The 17,792-nt window shown below is 71.9% G+C and carries 16 protein-coding genes; 8 read left to right on the plus strand and 8 right to left on the minus strand.

The window, feature by feature from the left end; translation table 11 throughout:
* Positions 1 to 91: 91 nt before the first annotated feature.
* Positions 92 to 994: a purine-nucleoside phosphorylase gene (locus C1A33_RS05405; RefSeq protein ID WP_101830428.1), complete on the minus strand. Its 903-nt coding sequence runs from the start codon at positions 992 to 994 to the stop codon at positions 92 to 94.
* A 186-nt stretch (positions 995 to 1,180) separates the two neighbouring features.
* Here C1A33_RS05405 and C1A33_RS05410 point away from each other — a divergent pair, with 186 nt between their 5' ends.
* From C1A33_RS05410 to C1A33_RS05425, 4 genes are all read left to right on the plus strand, one after another.
* Complete coding sequence (locus C1A33_RS05410) at positions 1,181 to 1,570, plus strand: hypothetical protein (protein ID WP_101830417.1); 390 nt, start codon at positions 1,181 to 1,183, stop codon at positions 1,568 to 1,570.
* A 234-nt stretch (positions 1,571 to 1,804) separates the two neighbouring features.
* Entirely contained in the window at positions 1,805 to 3,634 is a 1,830-nt protein-coding gene (aspS, locus tag C1A33_RS05415; RefSeq protein ID WP_101830418.1) for an aspartate--tRNA ligase, read from the plus strand.
* A 141-nt stretch (positions 3,635 to 3,775) separates the two neighbouring features.
* On the plus strand, positions 3,776 to 4,924 hold the full coding sequence (locus C1A33_RS05420; RefSeq protein WP_101830419.1) for a glutamate--cysteine ligase: 1,149 nt from the start codon (positions 3,776 to 3,778) through the stop codon (positions 4,922 to 4,924).
* Between the two features lie 108 nt (positions 4,925 to 5,032).
* Complete coding sequence (locus C1A33_RS05425) at positions 5,033 to 6,250, plus strand: amidohydrolase (RefSeq protein WP_101830420.1); 1,218 nt, start codon at positions 5,033 to 5,035, stop codon at positions 6,248 to 6,250.
* A 25-nt stretch (positions 6,251 to 6,275) separates the two neighbouring features.
* Here C1A33_RS05425 and C1A33_RS05430 read toward each other — a convergent pair whose 3' ends face one another.
* Positions 6,276 to 6,716 carry a gamma-glutamylcyclotransferase family protein gene (locus tag C1A33_RS05430; RefSeq protein WP_101830421.1) on the minus strand — a complete coding sequence of 147 codons (441 nt, stop codon included), beginning with the start codon at positions 6,714 to 6,716 and terminating at the stop codon, positions 6,276 to 6,278.
* A gap of 191 nt (positions 6,717 to 6,907) precedes the next feature.
* On the opposite strand from C1A33_RS05430, the gene C1A33_RS05435 reads away from it, so the two are divergent.
* Positions 6,908 to 8,386, plus strand: a complete 1,479-nt coding sequence (locus C1A33_RS05435) for an NAD(P)H-quinone dehydrogenase (protein ID WP_101830422.1) — start codon at positions 6,908 to 6,910, stop codon at positions 8,384 to 8,386.
* 576 nt (positions 8,387 to 8,962) lie between these two features.
* Here the strand turns inward: C1A33_RS05435 and C1A33_RS05440 are convergent.
* From C1A33_RS05440 to C1A33_RS05450, 3 genes are all read right to left on the minus strand, one after another.
* The gene (locus tag C1A33_RS05440; protein ID WP_101830423.1) at positions 8,963 to 9,358 is read right to left on the minus strand and encodes a DUF5313 family protein; all 396 of its coding nucleotides are present in this window, start codon (positions 9,356 to 9,358) and stop codon (positions 8,963 to 8,965) included.
* Positions 9,359 to 9,416: 58 nt separating this feature from the next.
* Positions 9,417 to 11,174, minus strand: coding sequence for an ATP-binding protein (locus C1A33_RS05445; RefSeq protein WP_101830429.1), 1,758 nt, complete (start codon positions 11,172 to 11,174; stop codon positions 9,417 to 9,419).
* Positions 11,175 to 11,290: 116 nt separating this feature from the next.
* Complete coding sequence (locus C1A33_RS05450; RefSeq protein WP_243407221.1) at positions 11,291 to 11,461, minus strand: hypothetical protein; 171 nt, start codon at positions 11,459 to 11,461, stop codon at positions 11,291 to 11,293.
* Between C1A33_RS05450 and C1A33_RS36270 the strand changes: the two genes are divergently transcribed.
* Positions 11,418 to 11,645, plus strand: a complete 228-nt coding sequence (locus C1A33_RS36270; RefSeq protein WP_243407222.1) for a hypothetical protein — start codon at positions 11,418 to 11,420, stop codon at positions 11,643 to 11,645. The genes C1A33_RS05450 and C1A33_RS36270 overlap by 44 nt on opposite strands.
* A 16-nt stretch (positions 11,646 to 11,661) precedes the next feature.
* Here the strand turns inward: C1A33_RS36270 and C1A33_RS05455 are convergent, their stop codons facing one another.
* Positions 11,662 to 13,257, minus strand: a complete 1,596-nt coding sequence (locus C1A33_RS05455; RefSeq protein ID WP_101830424.1) for an acyl-CoA carboxylase subunit beta — start codon at positions 13,255 to 13,257, stop codon at positions 11,662 to 11,664.
* A 316-nt stretch (positions 13,258 to 13,573) separates the two neighbouring features.
* Between C1A33_RS05455 and C1A33_RS05460 the strand changes: the two genes are divergently transcribed.
* Both C1A33_RS05460 and C1A33_RS05465 read left to right on the plus strand, forming a co-directional pair.
* Complete coding sequence (locus tag C1A33_RS05460) at positions 13,574 to 14,566, plus strand: biotin--[acetyl-CoA-carboxylase] ligase (RefSeq protein ID WP_101830425.1); 993 nt, start codon at positions 13,574 to 13,576, stop codon at positions 14,564 to 14,566.
* A gap of 146 nt (positions 14,567 to 14,712) precedes the next feature.
* Positions 14,713 to 15,237, plus strand: a complete 525-nt coding sequence (locus tag C1A33_RS05465; protein ID WP_101830426.1) for a PH domain-containing protein — start codon at positions 14,713 to 14,715, stop codon at positions 15,235 to 15,237.
* Between the two features lie 61 nt (positions 15,238 to 15,298).
* Here the strand turns inward: C1A33_RS05465 and C1A33_RS05470 are convergent, their stop codons facing one another.
* Both C1A33_RS05470 and C1A33_RS05475 read right to left on the minus strand, forming a co-directional pair.
* Positions 15,299 to 15,940 carry a hypothetical protein gene (locus C1A33_RS05470; RefSeq protein ID WP_207770174.1) on the minus strand — a complete coding sequence of 214 codons (642 nt, stop codon included), beginning with the start codon at positions 15,938 to 15,940 and terminating at the stop codon, positions 15,299 to 15,301.
* A gap of 25 nt (positions 15,941 to 15,965) precedes the next feature.
* Positions 15,966 to 16,865 carry a hypothetical protein gene (locus C1A33_RS05475; RefSeq protein ID WP_133150567.1) on the minus strand — a complete coding sequence of 300 codons (900 nt, stop codon included), beginning with the start codon at positions 16,863 to 16,865 and terminating at the stop codon, positions 15,966 to 15,968.
* Positions 16,866 to 17,792: the final 927 nt, after the last annotated feature.

The following is a 17,792-nucleotide window of genomic DNA, read 5'->3' on the forward strand; positions in this document are numbered from 1 at the left end:
GCTCCGCGGATGTCCTGGGGGGCGGTGTGCCCGGCGGGCCGGGGCGGGGGTCGGCGGTAGGCGGCATCGTCGCGAGGCGCGGCCGGGTCGGTCAGATCCGGGTGACGACGTCGGCGAGCAGGACACCCATCCGCTCGGCGGCGGCCGCGCCGGCGGCCAGCACCTCCAGGTGGTCCAGCGGCTGGCCGGTCATCCCGGCGGCCAGGTTGGTCACCAGCGACAGGCCGAGCACCTCGACGCCGAGCGCCCGGGCGGCGATCGTCTCGTGCACGGTCGACATTCCCACCAGGTCGGCGCCGAGCACCCGCAGCATCCTGATCTCCGCCGGCGTCTCGAAGTGCGGGCCGGGCAGGCCGGCGTAGACACCCTCGACGAGGGTCGGGTCGACCGCCCGGGCGAGCGCGCGCAGCCGGGGGGAGTACGCGTCGGTCAGGTCGGTGAAAGCCGCCCCCACCAGCGGTGACCGTCCCGTCAGGTTGAGATGGTCGGCGATGAGCACCGGCTGGCCGATGCGCAGGTCGTCGCGCAGGCCACCAGCCGCGTTCGTCAGGACGACGGCGGACGCACCGGCGGCGCGGCTGAGGTGGACCGCGTGCACGACCTGGGACAGCGGGTGGCCCTCGTAGGCGTGCACGCGGCCGAGGAAGATGAGCAGGCGGCGATCGCCGACGCGCACGGAACGGGCGACCGGTCGGTGACCGGGCACCTGCGTCCCCATCGGGAATCCGCCGAGCTGCGCGAAGCTGACCTCGGTGACCTCGTCGGCGTGAGCGGCCAGCACGTCGGCGGCCGGCCGCCAGCCCGATCCCAGCATGATCGCGACGTCGTGCCGCGTGGCGCCGGTCAGCTCCGCGAGCCGGGCGGCCGACGAGGCGGCGTCCGACTCCCCGTTTCCGTCGCTCGCGCCCGGGCCGGCCGGCTCCGGGCGGGGCACGCTCACACCGTCCGCGAGGGCACCGTCCGTGAGACCACCGCCCACGATCGCATCGTCCATGATCGCATCGGTGGCGACGGCGCCGTCCACGATCGTGGGCGACCCGATCGTGCCGTCGGCGGTCGTGTCGTCGGCGTCCGTTTCGTTCACGGTCACATGGTTCACGTTCGCCTCGCCCACCGTCGCGCCGACCTCCCACTGCCGCACCCGGCGACTGTACGGCGCCGGTGGAGGAGACTGGCGCGCGTGTCCCTGTTGCCGTCCCACCGCCGGCTCCCGCAGGTTCCCCTGGAGCCGGGGGAGTTCACCGAGGTCGTACTGCGCGGCCGGCTCACCGACCCGGACGGCCCGGGGCGGCTCACCGCGAAGGTCGAGTCGTTCGTCGGGCACCGGGTGGGAGCCTCGCGGTGGATCATGCTGACCGACCGGCGGCTGCTGGTGCTGGCGCCGTTCCCGCGGGAGGGCGACTGGTTCGACGTCGTGTTCGACCGGCGGGAGGTGTCGGCGTCACGGGGGGTCAAGCACGGCGACGTGATCACCATGGAGCTCGCCACCCCGCGGGGACGGCAGATCCTGCGCGTCCCGGCCCGGCTGCGGACCGAGGCGGGCCGATTCATCCGGGCCCTGCGTCGCTGAGCCGGGCCCTGCGTCGCTGAGCCGGGCCGGCCGGGGTCTCGGCGCTTGGCGGTGGGCGGCCGCGGGCCCTGGAGTGGCCTGATCGGACCGTCGGGGCACAGCGGCCGATAGGGTCGGGGCGGGACCCGCGGTGAGCGTGACGATGTCGCCACCGGACGGGCACATGCCGCCACCAGACCGGGCACGGAGCATGCTCGGCGGGCCGAACCGGACAGTGATGGGAACGACGGACCGATGACTACAACCCAGCCGGCCACCGGCGAGCTTCCGATTCCGGTCCCGGGGGATGCCCCGGCCGGCGGGCAGCGCACGGCCATGCGCACGCACCTGTGTGGTGACCTGCGGGCTGATCACGTCGACCGGACCGTCTCGGTGTGCGGCTGGGTCGCGCACCGCCGCCAGCACGGGCAGTCGCTGACGTTCGTCGATCTGCGGGATCACTCCGGCCTCGTGCAGGTCGTCGTCGACGGTTCGGTCGACGTCCGCTCGGAGTACGTGCTGCGGGTGACGGGCACGGTGGTCATCCGCCCGGAGGGCACCGCGAACCCGGCGCTGGCCACCGGCGAGGTCGAGCTGCGCGACTGCGCGGTCGAGATCCTCTCGACCGCCACCCCGCCGCCGTTCCCCCTCGACGACCGGGCCGACGCGGTCGACGAGTCGACCCGCCTCGCCTACCGCTACCTCGACCTGCGCCGCGAGCGGATGCAGCGCAACCTGCGGGCGCGCTCGGCGGTGCTCGCCGCGATGCGCGCGGCGCTCGGGCCGCGTGACTTCGTCGAGGTGGAGACGCCGCTGCTGATGCCGTCGACGCCGGAGGGCGCGCGGGAGTTCATCGTCCCGTCCCGGCAGTTCCCGGGCAGCTTCTACGCGCTGCCGCAGTCGCCGCAGCTGTTCAAGCAGCTGCTCATGGTGGGCGGCACTGACCGGTACTTCCAGTTCGCCCGCTGCCTGCGCGACGAGGATCTGCGCGCCGACCGCCAGTACGAGTTCACCCAGCTTGACCTGGAGATGAGCTTCGTCGACCAGGACGACGTGCTCGACGTGGTGTCCGCCGCGGTGCTCGCCGCCGCGGCGGCGGTGACGGACGGCCCGGTGCCGCCGATCGAGCGGATCACCTGGCACGAGGCGATGAACCGCTTCGGCGCGGACAAGCCGGACCTGCGGTTCGGGATGGAGCTCGTCGAGCTCACCGAGGTGTTCGCCGGCAGCGGTTTCAAGGCCTTCGCCGGGGCGGCGGCGATCAAGGGCATCCGGGTGCCTGGCGGCTCGGCGTCGCACAACCGGCGCCGCCTCGACGATCTGACCGAGCGGGCCAAGTCGCTGGGCGCGAAGGGCCTGGTGTGGATGCGGGTCGCCGCCGGTGGTGAGCTGGAGTCGCCGGTACGCAAGTTCCTCAGCGACGCCGAGGTCGCCGGCATCGTCGCGGCGACCGACGCCGCCGAGGGTGACCTCCTGCTGCTGGTCGCCGACGAGTGGTCGACGACCTGCGAGGTACTCGGGCAGCTGCGCAATGATCTCGGTCGCCCGCCCGCTGGGCAGGGCCCGCTGCGGTTCGTGTGGGTGGTCGACTTCCCGCTGTTCGTCGGGATCGACGCGGCGACCGGGCGGCCGAAGCCCGGCCATCATCCCTTCACCCGGCCGCATCCGGATGACCTGGACAAGCTGGAGTCGGCACCGCTGGAGGTCCGCAGCCGGGCCTACGACCTGGTGCTCAACGGCTGGGAGCTCGGGTCCGGCTCGATCCGGATCCACGAGGGCGAGCTCCAGCAGCGGATCTTCGGCCTGCTCGGCATCACCCCCGAGGAGGCGAACGCCCGGTTCGGCTTCTTCCTCACCCCGTTCGGGTACGGCGCGCCGCCGCATGGTGGCTTCGCCGTCGGCATCGACCGGCTGGTGGCCATTCTGGTGGGGGAGGAGAACATCCGTGAGGTGATCGCCTTCCCGAAGACCCAGTCCGGGCTGGATCCGCTGACCGGGGCGCCCACGCCGGTGACCGACCGCCAGCTGCGTGAGCTCGGGGTTCGCGTCATCGCCTCGCCGCCCGCCGCGGGCGCCGCCGGCTAGGCCGGCCGGGCCCGCCGGATTCCTCGGCAGGTGTCGGGGTAGCAGCGGATCGAACGGGGTAATCACTTCTCGCTGTCCGTGCGTGCGGCGCAGCGATGACGGCTGTCCCCAGTCGGTGCCGCCCCGAGCCGAGGAGCCCGAGTGCAGATCCCGTTCTCGTCGTCGGCGAGCTCCAGTCTCGGTATCGAGTGGGAACTGCAGCTTGTCGACCAGCAGACCCGGCAGCTGCGCGGAGAGGCCACCGCGATCCTGGAGGAACTGCGCGCCAAGGTCGGCGAGCGGGAGGCGGCCAAGGCGAAGCACGAGCTGTTCGAGTCGACCATCGAGGTCATCACCGGGGTGTGCGGGTCGGTCGGGGAGGCCACCGCCGACCTGGCCGGCACCGTCTCGCTGCTGCGCGACCTCGCGGAGCGCCGCGGGGTCGCGCTGATGTGCAGCGGCACCCATCCGCTCAGCGACTACACCCATCAGCGGATCACCGACGACATCCGGTACTCCCGGCTGGTCAGCCAGATGCAGTGGCTCGCCCGGCGGCTGCTGATCTTCGGGGTGCACGTGCACGTCGGTGTGCGCTCGCCCGACAAGGCCATGCCGATCATGAACGCGCTGATGGCGCACATCCCGCACTTCCTCGCGCTGTCCGCGTCGTCGCCCTACTGGCTGGGGGACGACACGGGGCTCGCGTCGTCGCGCTCCCAGGTGTTCGCGAGCCTGCCCACGGCGGGCCTGCCCTACCCGCTGGAGGACTGGGCGGGGTTCGAGACGTTCATGGGCACGCTCGTGACGTCCGGGACGATCGAGACGATCCGCGAGGTGTGGTGGGACATCCGGCCGCATCCCAACTTCGGCACCGTCGAGCTGCGGATCTGCGACGGCCTGCCGACCCTGATGGAGGTCGGCGCGGTCGCGGCGCTGGCGCAGTGCCTCGTCGACCGGATGAACACCCAGATCGACCGCGGCTACAGCCTTCCTAGGCCGCAGCGGTGGCTGGTGCAGGAGAACAAGTGGCGGGCGGCCCGCTACGGCCTCGACGCCCAGATCATGATCGATGGTCACGGGGCGGTGCGGTCCGTCCGGGACGACCTGGTGGATCTGGTGGAAGACCTGCTCCCGGTCGCCCACCGGCTCGGGTGTGCGCGAGAGCTGTCCGACGTGCTGGTCATTCTCGAGGCCGGGGCGAGCTACACACGTCAGCGGGCCGCCGCGGGGCGTGCTGACGGAGATCTCGCGCGGGTGGTCGATACCCTGCTGGAGGAGATGAACGCCGGACGTCCGGTCGTGGGCTTCTAGCCCCCGGCCGGCGGGTCGCGGCGGCATCCGACAGCCCGCGTGCCGTTTACGGCCGGTTGTGCGCGTCGCGCCGCGGGATGGGGATCGAGGGAGGAGCCTGGCCGACAGATGGAGGCCAACGAGATCGCCGCGGTCGCCGGGTGGGTGGCCGCTCATGAGTCCGAGCTGGTCGCCCTGCGCCGCGACCTGCACGCGCATCCGGAACTCGGCCGCCAGGAGCGGCGCACGGCCGGACAGGTGGAGGCGCGACTGCGCGCGGCCGGGCTGTCGCCGCAGCGGCTGCCGGACGTACCTGGGCTGTGGTGTGACATCGGGGTCGGCGTGGATGCGGATCCCGCGGCGCCGGTGGTGATCGTTCGCGCCGACCTCGACGCGCTGCCCCTGCCGGACAGCAAGAACGTGCCCTACCGGTCCACCGTGCCCGGGGTGGCGCATGCGTGCGGGCATGACGTGCACACCGTGGTGACGTTGGGCACAGGTCTGGCGCTCGCGGAGTACGCCCGGACGGCGCCGCTGCCGGGCACGATCCGCCTGGTGTTCCAGCCGGCGGAGGAGCTGATGCCGGGTGGCGCGCTGGACGTGATCGACGCCGGCGTGCTGAAGCCGGCGTCGGCGGCGATCGCCGTCCACTGTGATCCCGCGCTCGACGCCGGGACCATCGGGCTGCGCACGGGGCCGATCACGTCGGCCGCCGACGCGGTGGAGATCACGGTCGCTGGGCCCGGCGGCCACACCTCCCGCCCGCAGAACACCGTGGATCTGATCTACGCGATGGCCCGGCTCGCCACCGACCTGCCCGCCGCGCTGGGCCGGCTGGTCGACCCGCGCTCGGCGCTGTCGATGGTGTGGGGGCAGATCCAGGCCGGCACGGTCGCGAACGCGATTCCGCGCAGCGGCCAGCTGCGCGGCACCGTGCGCACCCTGTCCCGGGAGACCTGGGAGACCGTCCCGACACTGGTAACGGGCCTCGCCGAGCAGATAGTCGCGCCGTACGGCGCGCAGATCGTGGTCGACTATCGCCGCGGAGTGCCGCCGGTGGTGAACAGCGCCGAGGTCGTGGATGTCTTCCAGAGCGTTGTCGACCGGTCGTTGGGGCATGGCGCGTCGAGGACCGTCGCCCAGTCGCTGGGCGGTGAGGACTTCGGCTGGTACCTCAACCACGTGCCGGGAGCACTGGCCCGGCTGGGCACGCGGGTGCCCGGTGGTGCCACCTACGACCTTCATCAGGGCGCCTTCGACGTGGACGAACGGGCCATCGGCGTTGGCGTCCGCCTGCTCGCGGGCGCCGCGGTGGAGCTGTTGCGCAGGCCTCCTGCCGCGGCCTGATCCGGCTCAGGTTCGCGGCCGCCGGTCAGGCGCTGGGCCGGGCGCGCAGCTCCTCGACGTAGTCGGCGGGCGCGCCCGCCTTCTCCGCGGAATTGGCGATCATGTCCAGGTACCACCGGGACGGCAGGCCACCCTCATAGGAGTTGAGGATGTAGGTCCAGGCGAGGGCCTCGCCGTCCAGGGTCGACACCCGGACGCGGATGCGGGTGTACAGCCCCGTGTCGGCGCCCTCCCAGATGTCGAGTCGCTCCAGGTCGTAGCGGTCGAGGTCGTAGAGGAGCACGTAGGCGTGCTTGCCCGCGGACTCGACGATGGTGGCGAGGGCACCGTCCCACCCGACGTTCTCGCCGCCGAACGTGAGTCGCCACCCGTCGATCCAACCGGTGCCGGTGACAGGCGAGTGGGGCGCCCGCTCCTTCATCTGCGCCGGGTCAAGATTGCCGGCGTAGGCCGCGTACAAGGTCATCGTCGTCTCTCGGGGTGACGGTGCGTGGTTATGGAACACGCTTTTCGGTTCAATGATGGAAGTTAGGTGACTTGTATGACATCGAACCCTCGACCTCCGGGTGTGATCCTACGGAGCACTCCGCACCGGGAGGAGCGCGGACTTCGGGACGGGGGAAGATGAAAGGAGGAGATGTCAGATCGGGAGGACACGTGACGCGCATCGTCATTCTCGGCGGAGGACCTGGCGGCTACGAGGCGGCGCTTGTGGGAGCGTCGCTCGGCGCGACCGTCACGGTCATCGACTCGGACGGTATCGGCGGTGCCTGCGTGCTCACCGACTGCGTTCCCTCCAAGACCTTGATCGCGACGTCGGAAACCATGACGAACCTCGCACTCGCTCCGGGGCTCGGCATCCAGCCCCACGGCCCCGGTGCCGGTGGCGAGCCGGCGCTGCCCGCGGTCGCCTGGGGAATGCCGAGCAGTGCCGATTCGGGTCCGGCGCTCACTCCGCCCGAAGTCGTCAGCGTAGAGCCTGAGCAGGTGTACGAGCGGGTCCGGGAGCTCGCGAAGGCGCAGTCGGCGGACATCGAGCGTCGGCTGCAGCGGGAGAGGGTCGAGGTGGTTCATGCCGCCGGCCGGCTCGTCGGCCCGCACGCGATCGAGACGAGCAGCGGTGAGACCTTCGTGGGCGATGTGATCCTCATCGCGACGGGTGCCTCGCCCCGGGACCTGTCGACGGCGCAGCCGGATGGCGAGCGCATTCTCACCTGGCGCCATCTCTACGACCTCAAGGAGATCCCGGAGCATCTGGTGGTCGTCGGCTCGGGTGTCACCGGGGCCGAGTTCGCGAGCGCCTACCGTGCGCTCGGCGCGGAGGTCACCCTGGTGTCGTCGCGGGAGCGGGTCCTGCCGGGCGAGGATCCGGACGCGGCGCGGGTCATCGAGGAGGTCTTCGTGCGGCGCGGGATCGAGGTGCTGAACCGCTCGCGTGCGGCGTCCGTCCGCCGGATCGGAGACGGGGTGATCGTCGAACTCACCGACGGACGCACGGTGACGGGCAGCCACGCCCTGATGGCGGTGGGCTCGGTGCCGCGAACGAAGGGCCTCGGCCTGACCGACGTCGGCGTCCGGCTCGGTCCGGGCGGGCACGTGAACGTCGACCGGATGTCGCGCACCTCGGTTCCCGGCGTCTACGCGGCTGGTGACTGCACCGGCGTGCTGCCGCTCGCCTCGGTCGCGGCGATGCAGGGCCGGATCGCGATGTGGCATGCGCTCGGCGAGGCGGTCAGCCCGCTGCGGCTCGGCACCGTGTCGTCCAATATCTTCACCGAGCCGGAGATCGCCACCGTCGGCGTCACCCAGGTGATGAAGGACACCGGCGCGGTGGCGGCCGAGGTGACGACCGTGCCGCTCTCGCGTAATCCCCGAGCAAAGATGATGGGTGTCGAGGACGGTTTCGTCAAACTGTTCTGCCGTCCCGGGAGCGGAAGCGTCCTGGGTGGCGTCATTGTCGCACCGCGCGCCTCCGAACTGATTCTGTCCGTGGCGCTCGCGGTCGAACACGGTCTTACCGTCGATCAGATCGCGCACACCTTCTCCATCTATCCGTCGCTGTCCGGCTCCATCACCGAGGCCGCCCGCGTCCTGCGACCCAGGGACTTCTTCGCGGGCTTCGACAATCCGGCCTGAGGTGAGGCGCGGTCACGGAAACGGCTGCCGGCGGTGCTGGACCGCCGGCAGTCAGGTCGCTACGCGCATCGCTGGCCTGCTCCGGGCAGTGACATCTGCGCGCCCACCGGTCGATCGAGCGGGTCTGTCACCCGAAGCATAGGTCCGCTGTCGAGCCGAATCCACCGTGCGCCGGAGAATTCTTTTCATTGGCTTTTTGGTTGCGAGCTCCGCGGATGGCGTTCGCCAGGGTATTTCTTGGCAGTGTGGTTTCTTCTTGGAGCCACTCATCGCCAAAGGGCGTCATTGTCGGCGCCGGCCTCATCCGCTACCATCGAACCCGTGTTCGAAATCCGCACTGCTTTTCTGGCGGGCGTCGCCATGAGCGGAGACGTGGATGTCCTGCGCTGGGCCGTGCGAATGTCGCCGACCAGTCCCCGCCGGAAGGAGCGGCTGTGAATGCCGACGTGGGTGCACGAGGCTCGTCCGGGGTACCGCGGCCCGCCGGTGCCGTCATCGGTCTGCTCGTTCTGTGCGTGCGCACCATCCGCCGGAGGGTGCGCATCGCGCGCGGTATGGCACCGGGTGGGTGCGGCCCTACTCGTCGTCGTCGTCCTCGACGGCCAGTACGGGAGGAAAACCGTGCTGTTCGAGCCGTCGGTTACGGAAGTACCCGCTGGTCGCGAATCCCAGCCCCGCCCCCGAGACCAGCAGGAAGGCGACCACGGTCGCGCGGACGGCGATCGCTCCCGGAAGCAGTGCGAAGATCACCGCGAACGGCGCCATCAGCAGGACGGGACGTGCCGCCTGCCGCGTCCGCCAGCCGGAACCGGTCAGATCGTGCGAGATCCATGCGCGATAGGTCGACGGAAGCGTGCCACCCAGGAGGTAGTAGATCCGACCCGTCAGTGGCGGGCGCTGCTGTTCCTGCTCGGTGGCGGTCACGGTGCCGTCCTGGCCGCCCGCCGTCGAGCTGTCTTCGCCGTCGCTCATATCCGCAGCTTACGAAGCGGACAGACGTGGTGAGACAGCCGACGGCGGGCCGGCGGGGTCAGTCCTTGATCTCACACAGGACGGCGCCGCTGGTCACCACCGCGCCGACGGCCGCGGCGAGATCAGTGATCCTGCCGTCGCGGTGCGCGTTGATGGGCTGCTCCATCTTCATGGCTTCCAGGACGATCACGAGGTCACCGGCGGCGACCGTGTCGCCCTCGTTCACCGCCACCTTGACGATGGTGCCCTGCATGGGGCTGGTGAGCGCGTCGCCTGTCACCTTGGCGGCGGCCGCGCCGCGGGACTTCCGCCTGGGCGCCGCGCCCTTGGCGGACGCCGTCGCGGTCGCGCCGAACCCGGCCGGGAGCACCACCTCGAGGCGCTTGCCGCCGACCTCGACGATCACCGCCTCGCGGGGCTCGGTGCTCGTGTCGGCGTCGGTGCCACCGGTGAAGGCGGGGATGGTGTTGTCGAACTCGGTCTCGATCCAGCGGTTGTGGATGCGGAACGGTTCGGCGGCGTTCTCAGGTGCGAAGGCGGGGTCCCGGACGACCGCGCGGTGGAAGGGCAGCGCGGTGGCCATGCCGTCCACGACCATCTCGTCCAGGGCGCGGCGGGCACGCTCGAGGGCTTCCTCGCGGGAAGCGCCCGTGACGATCAGCTTGGCCAGCAGGGAGTCGAACGCGCCGCCGATGACGCTGCCGCTCTCGATGCCGGCGTCGAGACGGACGCCGGGGCCCGCCGGCGCGACGAAGGTGGTCACGGTGCCCGGAGCGGGCAGGAAGTTGCGTCCCGGGTCCTCGCCGTTGATCCGGAACTCGATCGAATGGCCGCGCGGAGCGGGATCGGTGAAGTCGAGCGCCTCACCTTCGGCGATCCGGAACTGCGCGCGCACCAGGTCGATGCCGGAGACCTCTTCCGTCACCGGGTGCTCGACCTGCAGGCGGGTGTTCACCTCAAGGAAGCTGATCATGCCGTCGCGGGCGACCAGGAACTCGACCGTCCCGGCGCCCTCGTACCCCGCCTTGCGGCAGATGGCCTTCGACGCCTCGTACAGCGAGGTGAGCTGCTCCTCCGACAGGAACGGCGCCGGCGCCTCCTCGACGAGCTTCTGGTATCGCCGCTGCAGGGAGCAGTCCCGCGTGCCGACGACGACGACATTGCCGTGCGAGTCCGCGAGGACCTGGGTCTCCACGTGCCGGGGCTGGTCCAGGTACCGCTCGACGAAGCATTCGCCTCGGCCGAAGGCGGCCACCGCCTCCCGGACGGCGCTGTCGAACAGCTCGGGCAGCTCCTCGGCGGTCCATGCCACCTTGAGGCCACGCCCGCCGCCGCCGAACGCCGCCTTGATGGCGACCGGCAGCCCGTACTGCTCGGCGAACGCGACGACCTCCTCCACACCGGACACCGGATCAGCGGTGCCCGGAGCGAGGGGGGCGCCCACCGCCAGCGCGATGTGGCGGGCCGCGGTCTTGTCGCCCAGACGGCGGATCGCCTCAGGCGGCGGGCCGATCCAGGTGAGGCCGGCGGCGATCACGGCCTCGGCGAAGTCGGCGTTCTCGGAGAGGAAGCCGTATCCGGGATGAACAGCGTCAGCCCCGGATGACTTGCACGCGTCCAGAATCTTGTCGATCCGAAGGTAGGAGTCACCGGGCGTGTTCCCACCGAGAGCGAATGCCTCGTCCGCCACTCGCACATGTAGCGCGTCCAAATCCGGCTCGGCATACACCGCGACGCTGGTGTACCCGGCGTCGCGGCACGCGCGGGCCACCCGAACCGCAATCTCGCCCCGGTTGGCAATGAGGATCTTACGCACGTCGCTCCCGTCCTCGTCCGGCATGCCCGAGTTTAGGCGAGTCGGGCCGCACAGCTCGTTCTCGTCGAACCCAGATGTGATGCCGCCGACATCTCATCGTTTGTACTTCCGTTCGGTCACCAGCCGGCCCGAGTACGCGTACCCGGGCTCATTCCGGAGCGACGCCACGCACCCACGCCGACCTGCAAGGGTCCGCGAAGTGCATGGGTGGGCTCGGCCCAGGGGGATCGAGCTGGGCGCGCGGTGTCCGCCACCGGGGCCGAGCGTGCGGCGAAGACGGCCACCACGGCGGCGATCTCCTCCGCAGTGGCATTCCCGCGGATCAGCCGCAGCCGGGGCCGCTCGTTCTGCCCGCCGTCGTCCTGCGCCACGGTCCTCTCCCTGCTCGACTGGTACATGGCGGGCTGGCCGGAAACGGTCGCCCGTGCGGTTTCCGGACGGCAGGGCCGTCCGTCCGTGCGTCGCCTCTGACATCACCTGGAAGGATCTACAGCGGAATGTTGCCGTGCTTCTTCGGCGGCAGCGACTCACGCTTGGTCCGCAGCAGGCGAAGCGCGCGGATGATCTCTCTCCGGGTCTCGGAGGGGATGATCACCGCGTCGAGGTAACCCCGCTCGGCGGCGATGTAGGGAGTCGCGAAGTGATCCGTGTAGTCCTGGATCAGTTCGGCCCGGCGGGTGTCCGGCGACTCGGCCTTCGCCAGGTCGCGCCGGTAGATGATGTTGACCGCGCCCCGCGCGCCCATGACGGCGATCTCGGCGGTGGGCCAGGCGAGGTTGATGTCCGCCCGCAGGTGCTTCGAGCCCATCACGTCGTAGGCGCCGCCGTAGGCCTTCCGCGTGATCACGGTGACCTTGGGGACCGTCGCCTCGGCGTAGGCGTAGATCAGCTTGGCGCCGCGCCGGATGATCCCGTTCCATTCCTGCGACGTGCCCGGCAGGAATCCCGGCACGTCCACCAGGGTCAGAACCGGGATGTTGAAGGCGTCGCAGGTGCGCACGAAGCGGGCGGCCTTCTCGCTGGCGTCGATGTCGAGCGTGCCGGCGAACTGCATGGGCTGGTTGGCGACCACGCCGACGGACCGGCCGTCGACCCGGCCGAAACCGACGATCAGGTTCTGCGCGAACTGCGCGTGCACCTCGAGGAAGTCGCCGTCGTCGACCAGCCGCTCGATGATCTCGTGCATGTCGTACGGCGTGTTCGGCGAGTCCGGGATGAACGTGTCGAGCTCGGGGTCCACCTCGTCGGCCAGGTCGTCCACCGCGTCGTACGCCGGCGCGTCGTCGAGGTTGTTCGAGGGGAGGAAGGACAGCAGCGCCCGGGCGAGCTCCAGGCACTCGTTCTCGTCCGCGGCCTGGAAGTGCGCGACACCGCTGCGCGAGTTGTGGGTGGCGGCGCCGCCCAGCTCCTCCATCCCGACGTCCTCGCCCGTCACTTCCTTGATGACGTCGGGGCCGGTGATGAACATGTGGCTCGTCTGGTCGACCATCAGCGTGAAGTCGGTGATCGCCGGCGAGTAGACCGCGCCGCCCGCGCATGGCCCCATGATCAGCGAGAGCTGGGGGACCACGCCCGATGCCATCACGTTCCGGTAGAAGATCTCGCCATACAGGCCAAGAGAGACGACGCCCTCCTGGATCCGCGCCCCGCCGGAGTCGTTGATGCCGACCACCGGGCACCCGGTCTTCAGCGCCAGGTCCATGATCTTGACGATCTTCTCGCCGAAGACCTCGCCGAGGCTTCCGCCGAAGACCGTGAAGTCCTGGCTGAACACGCAGATCTGCCTGCCGTCCACGGTGCCGTATCCGGTCACCACGCCGTCACCGTAGGGACGGTTGGCCTGCACCCCGAAGTCGTGTGCCCGGTGCCGGGCGAACGCGTCCGTCTCCACGAACGACCCGGGGTCGAGGAAGGCCTCGATCCGCTCCCGGGCGGTCATCTTGCCCTTCGCGTGCTGAGCGTCCACGGCTCGCTGCGATCCGGCGTGGATGGCCTCGTCGTTCACCCTGCGCAGCTGCGCCAGTCGCCCTGCGGTGGTGTGGGGGTCGGGAGCTGAATCCTCAGCGGACGCGGGGAGAGCCATAGGCCGCAGCGTACGACCCCCGTATGGCAACGTGCTCGACTCGTGTGGAGTTGATCTCATCGATTGTGAGGAATCAGAGGTGGCGTGGCTGCCATGCCGTATCGCGTATCACAGCGGGCCCTGCCCGGCCGGCCCAAAACGTCGGATCGAATGTCCTGCCTACGCCGTCATCGCCCGATCCAGCCTGCGGGGCGGACGCATTCGGGCAGATTGGGGCGTTGCCGGCAGGGACCACTCCGGGGTGACGTCGAGTCGATGCCCGATCAGGCGTGTCGACCCGTGAGCCTCGCGACCATCGGTCTGGCAGGCTGGCCCGGTGAGCTCGACGTTCGACCCAGGCCCTGCGGAGCATCCAGAAGACCCGGCCAGCAGCCTGCGGCCACGCGGCCAGGACCAGCGCAGGCGGGACACGGGCCTGGGCGGCCAGCAGGCGGGCACACGGGCCCACGGCCTGGGCCCGGTGGCCGAGGACTCGCGGCGCGGGCCGCTCGACGCCGCGAGGCTCGTGGTGCTCGCGAGAGCCGCCGGCCTCGGCGCCACGGTGGTCGAGGAGATCGACTCGACCAACGCCGCCCTGGTCCGCGCCGGCCGCGGCGAGGCCGGCGAGCCGGCCCTGCGGGAGCTCGCGCGCGCCTGGCGGCTCGGCGGTGACGGCACGGAGGTGGCGGATCGCGGCCATGTGCTCGTGGCGGAGCGGCAGACCGCCGGGCGCGGACGGCTGGACCGTGCCTGGGTGTCCCGCCCGGGCGCCGGGCTGACCGTCTCCCTCCTGCTGCGGCTGCCGGTCCCACCCGCCCGGCTGGGGTGGCTGCCCCTGGTGGTCGGCATGGCGCTCGCCTCCACCGTGCGCTCGGTCGCCGGTCTGCCGGCCACGCTCAAGTGGCCCAACGACGTCCTGGTCGACGGCGCGAAGCTGGCGGGCGTCCTCGTGGAACTGGTGCCGATCCCGCCCGCCGATCCGTCGGTGGTCATCGGGTTCGGCCTCAACGTCCACGCTGAGCGGGACGAACTACCGGAACGCTCGACGAGCCTGCGCCTGTGCGACGCCGACCCGCGGGCGCTGGACCGGACCGCGCTGCTCGGATCGATCCTCGGCACGCTCGTCACCAGCCTTGACGCGTGGGCCGCCGACCCGGAGCGGGCCCGTGACGCCTACCTGGAGCTGTGCGGCACGATCGGCCGCCAGGTACGGGTCGAACTGCCCGATGGCACCGCCGAACTCGGCACCGCGACGGATGTCGACTCCACCGGTCGCCTCGTCGTCGACGGCCGGGCCTACAGCGCGGGGGACATCATCCACCTGCGCTGACAGTGAGGATGTGTGGTGGATCCCGCGCCCCGGACCGGCGTCGTCACCAGGCGGCCGGTTCCCCCGCGGCCCGGGGCCGCGATGCGGGCGTGCGGCTCCGGCGGGGCCCGGTGTGGTCCGTTGGTGGGTGATGCGACGATTGTCACGTGGCATTTCCTGACGACATCCTCACCCAGGACGAAGAGGTGGTCCTGCACCTGCACCCGCATTGGGTCAGCCTGATCGGCCCGGTGCTGTGGACGGTCGCGGCGATGCTCTTCGCGGTGCTCGGGGTCTTCTTCGCGCCTGGCGGCGTGCTGCAGAAGCCCATCCAGTACCTGGTGCTCGCCATCGCCCTCGGCGCCATCGCCTACCTCGGCGCCTTGCCGTGGCTGCGCCAGCTGACCACCCACTACGTCATCACCAACCATCGCCTGGTCATCAGGGAGGGCCTGCTGACCAGGACCGGTCGGGACATCCCGCTTGCCTGGCTGGTCGGTTCGACGATCCAGCAGAGCCTGTTCGAGCGGTCGGTGGGATCAGGCCGGCTGCTGGTGGAGACCGCCGGCCAGCGTGGCCGCATGGCGCTGTCCTGCATGCCACACGTCGAGCGGGTGCAGGAGACCCTCGCCGAGCTCGCGGCCCCGTACCAGGAACGCGGGTATCCCGACCAGCAGGGACGGCGCTACTGAGACGCCGCGCCCGTGCCCGCGGCCCCGCCGCCGCGGGCACGGGCGAGGGCGCGGGTGCGGCTCAGACCGGGTCGTAGTCGCGCCACCAGGCCAGCAGGCGAGCCGCGTCGCTGTCCTCGGCGGAGAAACCGAGCAGCTCATCGTCGACTGTCCAGAACACCGAGAACCGATCCGGGACGGCGGAGCACAGGAACGTGCCGCGCCGCCGGGAGCTGTGGGCCCAGCGCTCGATGCTGGTCTGACCCCGGCTGCACTCGCCGACGTCGGTGAGCGCGGCGGAGCGGCGGCCCACGTCTGCCCGCAGCGTCGCCGCGTCCGTGTACCGGACGACCGACACCGCCCCCGGCGCCGCCGCGGCGGTCGACACACCGGGAACGCAGTCCACCGCGGCGCTGACCCCGGCGCCGCGCGGGGCGGTGTGGCAGTCGGTGACCGCGAAGGGCCGCAACATCGCCACCAGATGGGCATCGGTCGCGTCGAGGGTGCCGCTCGGCTCGGGTGTCGCCCGCCCGGCCGGCCGGGCCGACCCCCCTGACGCGGACGGCCCCGCCGCGGGATGCGTGCCCGCGTCGGATCCTGATCCGCCGCAGGCCGCCAGGCTCAGCCCGCCTCCGACAAGGAGCAGGACGCCGGTCGCCGCGGCCAGCGGCGACGACCACCATCGTCGTGCCGGCCGCCGCCCCGCTCCCGGATGCGCTCCCAACGCGCTACCCCACATCGGTGTTCGGTCAGTGACGCAGCGGGTCGAACGAGTGCCACCAGGCGTTGAGATGCCCGGCTTCCGCGTCGTCGACGGAGAAGGCGACCAGGCTGTCGTCGTAGGTCCAGAACTCGTAGAACCGGTTCGCGAAGAAGTAGCAGAGGCGGTTGCCGCCCGCCCGCTGCGCGGACGAACTCCAACGCTCCGAGCTCTGCTGGCCGTCGTCGCAGTTGCCCTCGTCGACGTAGTAGGTCTCCCGCGCGCCGATCTGCCGGTCGACCGCCGAGCGGTTCGGGAAGTGGAACGCGGTGACCTCGATGCCGGCCGGGGTACGGCAGCTCAGGGTCGCGTCGGCGTACGCGCTGTCGCTGCGCTGGGGCGCGGCGCATCCGGTCATGACCGTCGGGTTGAGCGCCGAGCGCAGCGCGTCACGGGGGTCGCCGGTGGACTGCCCGTCCGGGCTCGCGGACGGCGAGGCGGAACCGGCAGGGGTAGTGCCGGGGCGGGCCGCGTCGCTGTCACCGTCGCCGCCGGTGAACGCCAGGGCCCCGAAAAGGATCACGAGTGCCATCAGGATGCCGCCGCCGGCGAACAGCAGCCGCCGGTCCACGAGCACCTTGTGCCGGTCGGCGGTGGGACGACCGGGGGAGAGGCGGCCGGTCGGATCGGGGGCGCCGAAGCCGCCCGGGGCGGGCGGCACGGGCTCCGGAGGCAGACCGGGCAGGAGCCCGGGAAGTGAGTCGGCGCGCCCCGGCTCCGTGTCCCGCGCGGCCGCGGCGGGAGGCAGGCCGAACGGGTCGGTACCCGGCACGACCGGCAACGGAATGCTGTCGGTGGCGCCCAGCGGCGGCAGGTCCGGAGCGAGGCGCGCGTGGGGCTCGCCGGCTGGCCCGCCGCGGGCCGCGCGCGGCCCGGCCGTGCCGAGCACCGCGGTGTCCTCGCCGGTGTCTGGCCGCGGACCGCTGAACAACGCCGCCGGTTCCGGCCCGATGACGGGCGGGTGCGGACCCGTCGCCGACCGACTCGACGGCGTGATGCCTGGGATCAGAGCGCCGGGCCCCGAGACACCGGGCACTGGGAGACCCGGCGCTGTGCCAGACGGGGGACGGCCAGACGCGGGAAGGCCAGACGGGGGAAGGCCGGGAGCCGGGACACCGGGGGTGGGGACGCCGGGCGTCGGGGTAGCGAAAGGCACGCGGCTCGGCGGCATCGCTCCTGGTGGTGCGGCCCCCGGGGGTGCGGCTCCTGGTCGTGCGGCCCCCGGGGGAACGGCGCCCGGTGGCGGAGCGCCCGTCGGCGTGGCCCCGGGCAGGGCGGGGCCGAAGGAAGGCGCGCCCGGCGGGTTGGGGCCGAAGGGAGGCGCGCCCGGCGGGTTGGGGCCGAAGGAAGGCGCGCCCGGCGGGTTGGGGCCGAAGGAAGGCGCGGCGGGCGCGGCGCCGCCAGGCGGAGGGGCGAGGCGGTAGGTGAGGTCGGCGTCGTGGGAGGGCCACGGGGGCCGGCCGGCGTTCGGTGGGCCTGGTGCCGGGGGGCCGCCCGGAACGCCGGGCGGAGGCAAGGCCGCCTGGGAGCCGGTGCCGCCGCGGGCGCCGGGACCGGTCGGTGGCTGGTAGTAGAGCGGGCCCGGGGGCCCGCTCAACCCGCCGGGTGGGCCGGGCGGCCCCGGCTGGGCCGACGGGCCGGTCGGGCGCGGCGGCGGAAAGGCCGACGGGGCCGGAAAGGACGACGGGGGCGTTGCGGCACCGATGGGCGAGCCGGCTCCACCAGGGCCGGGGCGGTAGGGATCGCCGGGTTCGAACCCGCCCCGCTCAACCCGCCGGGTGGGCCGGGCGGCCCCGGCTGGGCCGACGGGCCGGTC

The sequence above is a fragment of the Frankia canadensis genome (assembly GCF_900197875.1).
Taxonomy (GTDB): domain Bacteria; phylum Actinomycetota; class Actinomycetes; order Frankiales; family Frankiaceae; genus Frankia; species Frankia canadensis.